This is a genomic window from Mycolicibacterium sp. Y3 (assembly GCF_051188035.1).
Classification (GTDB): domain Bacteria; phylum Actinomycetota; class Actinomycetes; order Mycobacteriales; family Mycobacteriaceae; genus Mycobacterium; species Mycobacterium fluoranthenivorans.
The window spans coordinates 3,924,518-3,937,530 of sequence record NZ_JAVQLT010000001.1 but is presented as its reverse complement, the minus strand read 5'-3'; the positions used below and the strand labels follow the sequence as shown (position 1 = coordinate 3,937,530).

11 protein-coding genes are annotated in these 13,013 nt (G+C 67.6%); 5 read left to right on the top strand and 6 right to left on the bottom strand.

Annotation, left to right across the window (positions count from 1 at the left end; all coding sequences use genetic code 11):
• The gene (locus tag QN239_RS19130) at positions 1-1,683 is read right to left on the bottom strand and encodes an SLC13 family permease (RefSeq protein ID WP_499012710.1); all 1,683 of its coding nucleotides are present in this window, start codon (positions 1,681-1,683) and stop codon (positions 1-3) included.
• Between the two features lie 125 nt (positions 1,684-1,808).
• Between QN239_RS19130 and gap the strand changes: the two genes are divergently transcribed.
• From gap to secG, 4 genes are read left to right on the top strand one after another with little or no spacing between them, the layout of a single operon-like run.
• Positions 1,809-2,831 carry a type I glyceraldehyde-3-phosphate dehydrogenase gene (gap, locus tag QN239_RS19125; protein ID WP_499012708.1) on the top strand — a complete coding sequence of 341 codons (1,023 nt, stop codon included), beginning with the start codon at positions 1,809-1,811 and terminating at the stop codon, positions 2,829-2,831.
• A 2-nt stretch (positions 2,832-2,833) separates the two neighbouring features.
• Complete coding sequence (locus QN239_RS19120) at positions 2,834-4,054, top strand: phosphoglycerate kinase (RefSeq protein WP_499012707.1); 1,221 nt, start codon at positions 2,834-2,836, stop codon at positions 4,052-4,054.
• A 21-nt stretch (positions 4,055-4,075) separates the two neighbouring features.
• Positions 4,076-4,861, top strand: coding sequence for a triose-phosphate isomerase (gene tpiA, locus QN239_RS19115; protein WP_499012705.1), 786 nt, complete (start codon positions 4,076-4,078; stop codon positions 4,859-4,861).
• 25 nt (positions 4,862-4,886) lie between these two features.
• Positions 4,887-5,123, top strand: a complete 237-nt coding sequence (gene secG, locus QN239_RS19110; protein ID WP_090358042.1) for a preprotein translocase subunit SecG — start codon at positions 4,887-4,889, stop codon at positions 5,121-5,123.
• Positions 5,124-5,159: 36 nt separating this feature from the next.
• Here secG and QN239_RS19105 read toward each other — a convergent pair whose 3' ends face one another.
• A complete protein-coding gene (locus QN239_RS19105) occupies positions 5,160-5,834 on the bottom strand; it encodes a LysE family translocator (RefSeq protein ID WP_499012703.1) in 675 nt (224 codons plus the stop codon).
• A 34-nt stretch (positions 5,835-5,868) separates the two neighbouring features.
• Between QN239_RS19105 and ppc the strand changes: the two genes are divergently transcribed.
• Positions 5,869-8,685, top strand: coding sequence for a phosphoenolpyruvate carboxylase (gene ppc / locus QN239_RS19100; protein ID WP_499012701.1), 2,817 nt, complete (start codon positions 5,869-5,871; stop codon positions 8,683-8,685).
• A gap of 23 nt (positions 8,686-8,708) precedes the next feature.
• On the opposite strand, the gene pgl is transcribed toward ppc, so the two are convergent.
• The 4 genes from pgl to tal are packed head-to-tail and all read right to left on the bottom strand — an operon-like array spanning position 8,709 to position 12,987.
• Positions 8,709-9,422, bottom strand: coding sequence for a 6-phosphogluconolactonase (gene pgl, locus QN239_RS19095; protein WP_499012700.1), 714 nt, complete (start codon positions 9,420-9,422; stop codon positions 8,709-8,711).
• On the bottom strand, positions 9,415-10,326 hold the full coding sequence (gene opcA, locus QN239_RS19090) for a glucose-6-phosphate dehydrogenase assembly protein OpcA (RefSeq protein WP_499012699.1): 912 nt from the start codon (positions 10,324-10,326) through the stop codon (positions 9,415-9,417). Before opcA ends, pgl begins: the two co-directional genes overlap by 8 nt.
• A gap of 1 nt (position 10,327) precedes the next feature.
• Complete coding sequence (gene zwf, locus QN239_RS19085; protein WP_499012697.1) at positions 10,328-11,875, bottom strand: glucose-6-phosphate dehydrogenase; 1,548 nt, start codon at positions 11,873-11,875, stop codon at positions 10,328-10,330.
• Entirely contained in the window at positions 11,872-12,987 is a 1,116-nt protein-coding gene (gene tal, locus QN239_RS19080) for a transaldolase (RefSeq protein WP_499012695.1), read from the bottom strand. The genes zwf and tal overlap by 4 nt, the downstream gene beginning before the upstream one ends.
• Between the last annotated feature and the right edge of the window lie 26 nt (positions 12,988-13,013).

Below are 13,013 nucleotides of genomic sequence, written 5' to 3'. Positions count from 1 at the left end.
TCAGGTCAACAGCAACCAACCGACGCCGAAGGCGGCGGCCAGCGACACCACCGTCAGCGGGATGCCGAACCGCACGAACGTCGCCGTCGTGTACCCGCCCGGGCGCATCACCATCAGATTCGACTGGTGGCTGAACGGGTTCAGGAACGTGAACGAGATACAGGTGCCGACCAGGATCAGCAACAGTGCAGGGTCCAGGCCGGTGCTGGCCGCGATCGTCAGCACGACGGGGGTCAGGATCGCCGCGGCGGCGGCATTGGTGACGATATTCGTCACACACGTGGTGCCCAGCGCGACCACCAGCACCACCAGCGCCGTATTGGATCCCGACAGGGCGATGATCGCCGATGAAATATGTTCGCCCAGACCGCTTCTCACCACGATCGTGCCCAGCCCGATGGAGCCGGCGATGATGGCCAGGATGTTCCAGTTGAGCGCACGCACCGCGGAGTGCGGGGTGAGCACCCCGGTGAGCACCATCATCGCCGCGCCCGCGACGGCGGCGATCTCGATGGGTGCCAACCCGAAGGAACCGGACACGATCACCGCGACCAGGATCGCCAGGGCGATCCATGTCTTGCCGGTCTGCGGTGCTTTGTCGGTGGCCTTCTGCCACAGCGCCACCAGTGGATGACGGTCCAGGGTGTGCACCGATGCCGCGGTCACCAGGCACAGTCCGCCCGGCTGCGCGGCGGCCCGGCTGAGCCGCTCGTCGGTCTGGGCGGCGATCACCACGATGGCGCTGCCCTCGCCGACCTCGTCGACATCCTCCTCGAGGTCGCGCACCGTCTTGTGCTCTTCGTTGGTGGCCACCGCGACCCGGTACAGCGGTTGCGGTGACTGGTTGAAGCGCGGGCTGCCCCACAGCATCCGAACCCCGGCCTCGGTGGCCCGATAGAGCATGATGTCGTCGGTCTCCAGGACGGCATCGCCGTCGATGCGCTGCCCCTGGCGCCGGATACCGAGCAGTGCGTACTCCGCCGTGGTGTGGATCCCGAGCGCGGCGGCGGTGCGGCCGACGGCGTTGGCCCCGGCGGCCAGCGGGATCTCGGCGCGCCAGGACAGGTCCGGCGTCTCGGCGGGCGCCTCGCCGCGCAGCATCAGCGGTGCGGTCACCAGCAGGACCGCCCAACCCACCAGCGCCACCGGTACCGCGATCGGCGCGAACGAGAACATCGTCAGGTGCACCCCCGCCGGCTCGGCCAGTGCGGCGATCAGCAGGTTCGAACTGGTGCCGATCAGCGTGGCCGAACCTGCCAGCGTGGTGGCGTGCGCGATCGGCAGCAGTACCCCGCGGGCAGGGACTCCGGATCGCTGCTGCAGTTCGGCGGCGGCCGGGATGAGCATTGCGACGATCGGCGTGGTGTTGATCAGAGCGGAGACGAACCCGACCGGGGGAATGAGCCGGCGTAGCGCCTGACCGGCCGTGCGTACGCCGTCGAGCAGCCGATACGTCACCCGTGACACCACCCCGGTGTGCAGCACACCCTTGGCGATCACCAGCATCGCGGCCACGGTGATGACACCGGCGTTGCTCAGCCCGGCGAACAGCTCAGCGGGAGTGGCGATCCCGATCAGGCCCGCGGCGACCAGCGCGCAGATGAGCGCCAGCACCGCCGGGGCGCGTCCGGTCGTCATCGCCACCAGGGTGAGAACGACGATGACCGCCGCGACGAGTGCCATGTAGGGCATTATCGGGACCAGTCCCGGCCGTGTCCTGACCAGCCCGCACGCGGGCGAAGCAGCACTACTAGGCTGACGTGCGAGCAGTTCACCGCGATTTCCCTCGACGATCTAGGAGAGACACTGTGACCATTCGGGTAGGCGTCAACGGCTTCGGCCGCATCGGGCGCAATTTCTTCCGCGCACTGGACGCGCAGAAGACTGCGGGCAAGAACACCGACATCGAGATCATCGCGGTCAACGACCTGACCTCGAACGCCACCCTGGCGCATCTGCTCAAGTTCGACTCGATCCTGGGCCGACTGCCCTACGACGTCACCCTCGAGGGTGAGGACACCATCGTCGTCGGCGACACCAAGATCAAGGCGCTCGAGGTCAAGGAAGGCCCGGCGGCCCTGCCCTGGGGCGACCTGGGCGTCGACATCGTCGTGGAGTCCACCGGCATCTTCACCAAGCGCGACAAGGCCCAGGGTCACCTGGATGCCGGCGCCAAGAAGGTCATCATCTCCGCGCCCGCCACCGATGAGGACATCACCATCGTGCTCGGCGTCAACGACGACAAGTACGACGGCAGCCAGAACATCATCTCCAACGCCTCGTGCACCACGAACTGCCTGGGCCCGCTGGCCAAGGTGCTCAACGACGAGTTCGGCATCGTCAAGGGCCTGATGACCACCATCCACGCGTACACCCAGGATCAGAACCTGCAGGACGGCCCGCACAGCGATCTGCGCCGCGCCCGTGCCGCCGCGATCAACATCGTGCCGACCTCGACCGGTGCGGCCAAGGCCATCGGCCTGGTGCTCCCGGAGCTCAAGGGCAAGCTGGACGGCTACGCGCTGCGGGTGCCGATCCCCACCGGTTCGGTCACCGACCTCACCGCCGAGCTGGCCAAGCCCGGCACCGTCGCCGAGATCAACGCCGCCATGAAGGCTGCCGCCGACGGCCCGCTCAAGGGCATCCTCAAGTACTACGACGCACCGATCGTCTCCAGTGACATCGTCACCGATCCGCACAGCTCGCTGTTCGACTCGGGTCTGACCAAAGTCATCGACAACCAGGCCAAGGTCGTTTCCTGGTACGACAACGAGTGGGGCTACTCCAACCGCCTCGTGGATCTCGTTGCGCTGGTCGGTAAGTCGCTCTAACGATGGTGGCGACACTCGACGACCTGTTGGCCGAGGGTGTGGAGGGTCGGGGCGTCCTGGTGCGCTCCGACCTGAACGTCCCCCTCGACGACAACGGCGTCATCACCGATCCGGGGCGCATCATCGCCTCGGTGCCGACGCTGAAGGCACTGGCCGACGCCGGCGCCAAGGTCGTCGTGACCGCGCACCTGGGCCGCCCGAAGGGTGCGCCGGAGGCGAAGTTCTCGCTGGCCCCGGTGGCCGCGGCGCTGGGGGAGCGGCTGGGCCGCCACGTCCAGCTCGCCGGTGACGTGGTCGGTTCTGACGCGCTGGCGCGTGCCGAAGGTTTGACCGACGGTGACGTGCTGCTGCTGGAGAACATCCGCTTCGACGCGCGGGAGACCAGCAAGGACGACGCCGAGCGCCTCGCGCTGGCCAAGGCCCTGGCCGGCCTGGTCGAGGGGGCCGACGGCACGCCGGGGGCGTTCGTCTCCGACGGTTTCGGTGTGGTGCACCGCAAGCAGGCCTCGGTGTACGACGTCGCGACCCTGCTGCCGCATTACGCGGGCACGCTGGTGGCCACCGAGGTCAAGGTGCTGCAGCAGCTGACCAGTTCGACCGAGCGGCCGTACGCGGTGGTGCTCGGTGGCTCCAAGGTGTCCGACAAGCTCGCGGTCATCGAGAACCTCGCCACCAAGGCCGACAGCATCGTCATCGGTGGCGGGATGTGCTACACCTTCCTTGCCGCGCAAGGGCTTTCGGTGGGTAACTCGCTGTGCCAGGTCGAGATGATCGACACCTGTAAGAAGCTGCTGGAGACCTACGGTGATGTGATCCACCTGCCGGTGGACATCGAGGTCGCCGACGGGTTCGCCGCGGATTCGCCGCACGAGACGGTGGCGGCCGACCAGATCCCGGACGGCAAGATGGGCCTGGACATCGGCCCGGAGTCGGTGAAGCGGTTCACCGCGCTGCTGTCGAACGCCAAGACGGTGTTCTGGAACGGCCCGATGGGTGTGTTCGAGTTCCCGGAGTTCGCCGCGGGCACCAAGGGGGTCGCCGAGGCGATCATCGGTGCCACCGCCAAGGGCGCGTTCAGCGTCGTCGGCGGCGGTGACTCGGCGGCCGCGGTGCGTCAGCTCGGCCTGCCCGAGGACGGTTTCTCGCACATCTCGACCGGCGGCGGCGCGTCGCTGGAATACCTCGAGGGCAAAACCCTGCCCGGCATCGATATCCTGAAATAGACGTACTGGAGTCGTAGAAATATGGCACGTAAGCCGCTGATCGCCGGCAACTGGAAGATGAACCTCAATCATTTCGAGGCCATCGCGCTGGTGCAGAAGATCGCATTCGCCTTGCCGGACAAGTACTTCGACAAGGTGGATGTGACCGTCATCCCGCCGTTCACGGATCTGCGCAGTGTGCAGACCCTGGTCGACGGGGACAAGCTGCGGCTCACCTACGGTGCCCAAGACGTGTCCCAGCACGATTCCGGTGCCTACACCGGCGAGATCAGCGGTGCGTTCCTAGCCAAGCTGGGGGTCACCTTCGCCGTCGTCGGGCATTCGGAGCGGCGCACCTACCATGCCGAGTCCGACGAGGTGGTGGCCGCCAAGGCCAAGGCCGCACTCAAGCACGGGCTCACCCCGATCGTGTGTATCGGGGAACAGCTCGATGTGCGCGAGGCGGGCAACCACGTCGAATTCAACGTGAACTCATTGCGTGGCTCGCTGTCGGGGCTGTCGGCCGAGCAGATCAGCCAGGTGGTGATCGCCTACGAGCCGGTGTGGGCGATCGGCACCGGGCGGGTCGCCAGTGCCGCCGACGCGCAGGAAGTGTGCAAGGCCATCCGCGACGAGCTGGTGACGCTGGCCTCACCGGAGATCGCCGCCGGGGTGCGGGTGCTCTACGGCGGTTCGGTCAACGCCAAGAACGTCGGTGAGATCGTCGGCCAGCCCGATGTGGACGGTGCGCTGGTCGGTGGTGCGTCGCTGGACGGCGAGCAGTTCGCCACGCTGTCCGCGATTGCGGCGGGCGGGCCCCTGCCGTGATTTCGGGCCCGGTAGGCTGACCGCCATGGAACTCGCTCTGCAGATCACCCTCGTCGTCACCAGCGTTCTGGTGGTGCTGTTGGTGCTCCTGCATCGCGCCAAGGGTGGCGGCCTGTCGACCCTGTTCGGTGGCGGCGTGCAGTCGAGCCTCTCCGGCTCGACGGTGGTGGAGAAGAACCTCGACCGGCTGACCTACTTCATCGTCGGTATCTGGGTGGTGTCCATCATCGGGATGGCGCTGCGCATCAAGTACAACGTCTGACGGCTAGCTCTCCCGGCGTCTAGCTCGCCCCGTCGTCTAGCTCCCAGTCGCCAGGCGCACGCCGAAGCCCACCAGGACCAATCCGGTCAGGGTGTCCAGCCGGCGGCGAATCCGCGGGGTCTGCATCCAATTCGCGATGGTGCCCGACGCGGCCACCAATCCCGCGCAGTAGCAGGCGGTCAGCACGATGAAGAGGCCGCCGAGAGCGAGCGTCGTCCAGCCGACCGGGTAGCCGGCCGGTACGAAGCCGGGCAGGAAGCTCACGAAGAACACCCCGACCTTCGGGTTGAGGATGTCGGTGAGAAATCCGGACATGAATCCGGGCTGCAGCAGGCCGAGCCTGGTGGTGTCCGGCCCGGTCGGCGGGCCCGCAAGCTCCGAGGCGCTCCGCCGCAGCGAGCGCAACGACTGCACGCCCAGCCACACCAGGTAGCAGGCGCCGGCGATCTTGAGCGCTTCGTAACCGACCTCGCTGGCCCGCAGCAGCGCCGCCAGCCCGAACGCCGCCGCGGCGACCCACACCGTGAGGCCGCACAGCACGCCCAGTGCCGTCAGCACCCCGCCCTTGGTGCCCCCGCGCACCATGCCGCGGACCACGACCAGGGTGTCCGGGCCGGGCAACAGCACCACGATCACCGCCGCAGCGGCGAAGGACATCACACTCATCAGCACCGGGTCAGCGTAGAGGAGCGGTACCGCCAGTCTCGTCATGCACAGGCACACGCTGCCGTCGATAATCGAGCACATGGCTGACAACGGACGTGTGGAAACGGTGCTGGAACCGATCGGATCGGTGCGGCGGACCCACGTGGGCCGTGAGGCCACCGAACCGATGCGCGAGGATATTCGACTGCTGGGTGCGATCCTCGGTGACACCGTCCGCGAGCAGCACGGCGATGTGGTGTTCGACCTGGTGGAGCGTGCCCGGGTCGGCGCGTTCCAGGTGCGCCGCTCCGAACTCGACCGGGCCGATCTGGCCGACCTGTTCGCCGGTGTCGACATCCATCTGGCGATTCCCGTCATCCGGGCATTCACCCATTTCGCCCTGCTGGCCAATGTCGCCGAGGACATTCACCGCGAACGGCGCCGGGCCGTGCACGTCGCGGCGGGTGAGCCACCGCAGGACAGCAGTCTGGCCGCCACCTACCTCAAACTGGACGCCGCCGGCCTGGATCCGGAGCACGTCGCCGAGGCGCTGCGCGGTGCGCTGGTCTCCCCGGTGATCACCGCACACCCCACCGAGACACGGCGCAGGACGGTGTTCGACACCCAGCACCGAATCACCGAGCTGATGCGGCTGCGGGCGCAGGGACACACCGCCACCGCGGACGGCCGCGATATCGAGACCGAACTGCGCCGGCATATCCTCACGCTCTGGCAGACCGCGCTGATCCGTCTGTCACGGTTGAAGATCTCCGATGAGATCGAGACGGGTCTGCGCTACTACCAATCGGCGTTCTTCGAGGTCATCCCGCAGGTCAACGCCGAGGTGCGGACCGCGCTGGAAACCCTGTTCCCCGGGGCCGACCTGCCGGCCGACCCCATCCTGCGGCCGGGCTCGTGGATCGGCGGCGACCGCGACGGCAACCCGAACGTCAACGCCGATATCGTGCGGCTGGCGACCGGGCGGGCCGCCTACACCGCGATCGCGCACTATTTCGACGAGCTCACCGCGCTGGAACAGGAACTGTCCATGTCGGCGCGGCTGGTGCACGTCACCGACGGCCTGCTGGGGCTGATCTCGATGTGCACCGAACCGGCCCGCGCGGACGAGCCGTATCGCAGGGCGCTGCGGGTCATTCACGCCCGGCTCACCGCGACCGCGGCGGCCATCCTGGACGAACAGCCGGAGGCGGTGCTCGATCTGGGTCTGGAACCGTATGTGACCCCGGCCGAACTGCTGGCCGATCTGGATATCGTCGACGCGTCGCTGCGGGCCAACGGAAGCGCGGTGCTGGCCGATGACCGATTGAGCCGGTTGCGGGAAGCCGTGCGGGTCTTCGGTTTTCACCTGTCCGGGCTGGACATGCGGCAGAACTCCGAGGTGCACGAGGAGGTCGTCGCCGAACTGCTGGCGTGGGCGGGTGTGCATCCCGATTACGCCTCGCTGCCGGAGGAGGAGCGGGTGGCGTTGCTGGCCGCCGAGATCGCCACGCGCCGGCCACTGATCGGCGAGGGCGCCGAACTGTCCGAGCTGGCACGCAAGGAACTCGGGATCGTCGCGGCCGCGGCGCGGGCGGTCAAGGTGTTCGGGCCGCAGGCGGTCCCCAACTACATCATCTCCATGTGCCAGTCCGTCTCCGATATGCTGGAGGCCGCGGTCCTGCTCAAAGAGGCTGGGCTGCTTGATGTTTCCGGTGATCAGCCGTACGCCCCGGTGGGTGTCGTGCCGCTGTTCGAGACCATCGACGACCTTCAGCGCGGGTCGGCCATCCTGGAGTCGGTGCTCGATCTGCCGGTATACCGCGCCATGGTGGCCGCGCGCGACGAGCATCAGGAGATCATGCTCGGCTACTCGGACTCGAACAAGGACGGCGGTTATCTGGCGGCCAACTGGGCGCTGTACCGGGCCGAACTCGATCTGGTCGAATCGGCCCGTAAGACCGGAATCCGGTTGCGGCTCTTCCATGGTCGTGGCGGCACCGTCGGCCGCGGCGGTGGACCCAGCTACGACGCGATCCTGGCCCAGCCGCCCGGGGCGGTGAAGGGTTCGTTGCGGCTCACCGAGCAGGGCGAGATCATCGCCGCCAAGTACGCCGAGCCCCGCATCGCCCACCGCAACCTGGAGACGCTGCTGGCTGCAACCCTCGAGTCGACACTGCTCGACACCGAAGGGTTGGGCGGCCTGGCCGAAGACGCCTATGCGGTACTCGACGACCTGGCTGCCCGCGCTCAGCGCGCCTACTCCGAATTGGTGCACGAGACACCAGGTTTCGTCGAGTACTTCAAAGCCTCCACACCGGTCAGCGAAATCGGGTCGCTCAACATCGGCAGCAGGCCCACCTCACGCAAGCCCACAACGGCCATCTCCGACCTGCGCGCCATCCCGTGGGTGCTGGCCTGGAGCCAGTCCAGGGTCATGCTGCCCGGCTGGTACGGCACCGGCACGGCGTTCGAGGACTTCATCTCGGCCAACGGCCCGCAGGACGAAGCCGCCCGCCTCGAGGTGCTGCAGGACCTCTACGAGCGGTGGCCGTTCTTCCGGACCGTGCTGTCGAACATGGCACAGGTGCTGGCCAAATCGGATATGGGCCTGGCGGCGCGGTATTCGGAGCTCGTCGGCGACGAGGAGCTGCGGGCCCGGGTGTTCGACAAGATCCTCGCCGAGCACGACCGGACCATCCGGATGCACCGGCTCATCACCGGCCAGGACGACCTGCTGGCCGACAACGCCGCGCTGGCCCGCTCGGTGTTCAACAGGTTCCCCTACCTGGAACCGCTGAATCACCTGCAGGTGGAACTATTGCGGCGCCACCGTGCCGGCGATACCGAGGAACTGGTGCAGCGCGGCATCCTGCTCACCATGAGCGGGCTGGCCACCGCGCTGCGCAACTCCGGGTAGGCCCGGTGGGCCGGGCCCGCGGCTCAGAGCTTGGCGGCGGCCGCCGCATCGAGCAGCCACACGGTCTTCTCCGTACCGATGGCGCCGGCGGCCGGGACGTCCACGGCAGCCGCGCCGCCGAGAGCGGCGGCCACGGCATCGGCCTTCTCGGCACCCGCGACCACCAGCCACACCTCACGGGCCCGGGCGACGGCGGGCAGCGTCAAGGTGATCCGCCGCGGTGGGGGCTTGGGGGAGTCGGTCACCGCGACCACGAGGCGGGTGGTCTCGCGCACCGCGTCGGTATGGGGGAACAACGAGTTGATATGTCCCTCACCGCCCATGCCCAACAGGTGCACGTCGAATTCGGCGGGCAGCAGGGCCTCATAGGCGGCCGCCGCATCCTCGATGGCGTCGCCGAATTCGCCGTCGCTGGCGGCGATCGCATGCACGTTGGCCGACGGGATGTCGATGCTCTCCAGCAACGCCTCGCGGGCCTGCTTGGAATTCCGGTCCTCGTCGGCGGCCGGCACGAAGCGTTCGTCACCCCAGTACAGCGTCACCTTGGACCAGTCGATATCGGTGCCGAACCCGACGACGTGGCGCAGCAGCTTGATCCCGACGGTCCCGCCGGTCAGCACGATCGAGGCCTCGCCGCGGTTGGCGATCGCCGAGGTGATGGCGCCCACCAGCCGGGCGCCGGCCGCCGCGGCCAGCTCGTCCGGGTCGAGGTAGGTCTCGATCACGCGCTCAGACATAGTCCACCTTGTCGATTCCCTGAAGTGCTTCGAAGTAGATCTCATCGGCGTCCAGCCGGCGCATATCCTCGGCCAGGCAGTCGCGGGTCTCCCTGCGGGCCAACGGGATCTGTGCGTCCGGCCGCCCGGTACGGGTCAGGGTCGCGGTGATGCCCTCCTGCGGGCGGCTCAGCACGATGGTCTCGCTCGCCCGGGTCAGTTCGACCTTGAGCTCGCCGACCGCGCGCGATACCGGGCAGTCCAGCCGGCCGGCCAGCCAGCCGGCCAGGATGTCCAGGGCGGGTTCGTCCTTCAGCCCCGACACCAACACCGAGGTGATGGGATCGTACGGCGCCTGATCCAGCGTCGCGGCCAACAGCGCCCGCCAGTAGGTGATGCGGCTCCACGCCAGATCGGTGTCACCCGGGGAGTATCCGGCCAGCCGGCTCTTGATACAGGCCAGCGGATCGGCGCCGTTGGTGGCATCGGTGATCCGGCGGATCGCCAGCTTGCCCAGCGGATCCTCGGCGGGTTTCGCCGGCGCCAGGTCCGGCCACCAGGTCACCACGGGGGTGTCAGGCAGCAGGAACGGCATCACCACGCTGCTGGCGTGATTGGCCAGCGGACCCGAAAGGTGCAGCACGACAACCTCGTTGGCGCCGGCGTCGCGGCCCACTCGCAGCTGGGCGTCCAGCCGGGCCTCGGTGGTCAGCCGGTCGCCGGGGATGACGACGATGACCCGGCAGGGGTGTTCGCGGCTGGCGGCGTTGGCGGCCTCGATCGACTCCTCCAGCAGCGATTCGCTGTCGGGCGCGACCACCAGCGTCAGCACCCGGCCGAGGGTGATCGCGCCACCCTCTTCGCGCAGTTCGACGATCTTCTTGTTGATGGCACCGGTATCGGTGTCCGGCAGATCCAGTATCACGCTAGGGACGCCTCCATTCGCGCCCGGTTCGGCGCAACATCTCGAACGCCGAATCGGGGCCCCACGTTCCGGACTCGTACGGATCCGGTTTGCCGTGGGTGGCCCAGTACTCCAGCGCGGGATCCAATATCTTCCAGGCCAATTCGACCTCGGCATTCACCGGGAACAGCGACGGCTCACCCAGCAGCACGTCCAGGATCAGCCGTTCGTAGGCCTCCGGGGACTCCTCGGCGAAGGCCGAACCGTAGGAGAAGTCCATGCTGACATCGCGGACCTCCATCAGGTGGCCGGGAACCTTGGACCCGAACCGCAGGGTGATGCCCTCGTCGGGCTGGACCCGGATCACCAGGGCGTTCTGGCCCAGCTCATCGGTCATGGTGTTGTCGAACGGCAGATGCGGTGCCCGTTTGAACACCAGCGCGATCTCGGTGACCCTGCGGCCCAACCGCTTTCCGGTGCGCAGATAGAAGGGCACACCGGCCCAGCGCCGGGTGTCGACCTCCAGCGTGATGGCCGCGAACGTCTCGGTGGTGGAGGTCTTCGAGAAACCCTCCTCGTCCAGCAGGCCGACCACCTTCTGGCCACCCTGCCAGCCTGCGGCGTACTGCCCCCGGGAGGTGGTCTCCTCCAACGGTTCCACCAACTTGGTCGCCGAGAGCACCTTGATCTTCTCGGCCTGCAGTTCGGCGGGGGAGAAGCTCACCGGCTCCTCCAGCGCCGTCAGCGCCAGCAACTGCAGCAGGTGGTTCTGGATCACGTCACGGGCCGCGCCGACCCCGTCGTAGTACCCGCCGCGCCCACCGAGGCCGATGTCCTCGGCCATGGTGATCTGCACGCTGTCGACGTAGTGCGAATTCCACACCGGTTCGAACAACTCATTCGCGAAACGCAGCGCCAGGATGTTCTGGACGGTCTCCTTGCCCAGGTAGTGGTCGATGCGGAACACCGACGACTCCGGGAACACGCTGTTGACCACGCCGTTGAGTTCCTCGGCGCTCTTGAGGTCATGCCCGAACGGTTTCTCGATGACGACCCGGCTCCAACTGCCCTCCGGTTTGTCGGCCAACCCGGACTTCGACAGCTGCTCGCAGACCTGGGGGAACGCCTTCGGTGGGATCGACAGATAGAAGGCGTGATTACCGCTGGTACCGCGTTCGACGTCGAGTTGGTGCAGGGTGTCCTTCAGCCGCTCGAAGGAGGCCTCGTCATCGAAGGTGCCCTGGACGAACCGGAAGCCTTCGGCGAGGCGGTCCCACACCTCCTGACGGAACGGGGTGCGGGCGTGTTGTTTGACCGCGTCGTAGACGATCTTGCCGAAATCCTCGTCCGCCCAGTCGCGCCGGGCGAACCCGACCAGCGCGAAACTGGGTGGCAGCAGGCCGCGGTTGGCCAGGTCGTAGATGGCCGGCATCAGCTTTTTGCGGGCCAGGTCGCCCGTGACGCCGAAGATCACCACCGCACACGGCCCCGCGATGCGGGGCATGCGCTTGTCGCGCTTGTCCCGCAACGGGTTACGCCATGCGGCAGCTGTGTCGGTGGCCACCGTCATTTCTTCGCAGCGTCCAGCTGTCCCTGGGTGGCCTCGAGCAACTCGCCCCAGGCCTTCTCGAACTTGTCGACGCCCTCGTCCTCCAGCACCTTGAACACGTCGGCCAGGTCGATGCCGATGGCCGAGAGCTTGTCGAAGACCTCCTGCGCCGCCGCAGCGGTGCCCGAGACGGTGTCCCCGGTGACGACGCCGTGATCGGCGACGGCCTCCAGGGTCTTCTCCGGCATGGTGTTGACGGTGTTGGCGGCCACCAGCTCGGTGACGTAGAGGGTGTCGGAGTAATCCGGGTTCTTCACGCCGGTCGACGCCCATAGCGGACGCTGCACCCGCGCACCGGATTCCTTGAGCGCGGCGAACCGCTCGCCGCCGAACACCTCTTCGTAGGCGGCGTACGCCAACCGGGCGTTGGCCACCCCGGCCTGTCCGCGCAGTGCCAGCGCCTCCTCGGTGCCGATCTTCTCCAGCCGGGCGTCGATCTCGGTGTCCACCCGCGACACGAAGAACGAGGCCACCGAGTGGATCTTGGACAGGTCATGGCCCGCTTCGGCGGCGGCCTCCAGGCCGGCCAGATACGCGTCGATGACCGCCCGGTGGCGCTCCACCGAGAAGATCAAGGTGACGTTGACCGAGATGCCCTCGGCGATCACCGCGGTGATCGCGGGCAGGCCGGCCAACGTCGCGGGGATCTTGATCAGCAGGTTGGGCCGGTCGACGATCTTCCACAGTTCGATGGCCTGCAGGATCGTCTTGTCGGTGTCGTGCGCGAGCCGCGGGTCGACCTCGATCGAGACACGGCCGTCGACGCCGCCGGAGGCCTCGTAGGCCTTGGCCAGCACGTCGCAGGCGTTGCGCACGTCATCGGTGGTCACGGTGCGGATGGTGGCATCCACATCGGCGCCACGCTCGGCGAGTTCTTTGACCTGCGCGTCGTAGGCGGTGCCCTTGGACAGCGCGGCCTGGAAGATCGACGGGTTGGTGGTGACGCCCACAACGCTGCGGGTGTCGATCAGCTGCTGCAGGTTGCCGGTCTGCAGTCGCTCGCGGGACAGGTCGTCGAGCCACACGGAGACGCCTGCGGCGCTCAGCGCCGCGAGATTCGGGTTCTGAGTCATGATTTCGCTCTTTTCTGGATTGTTGT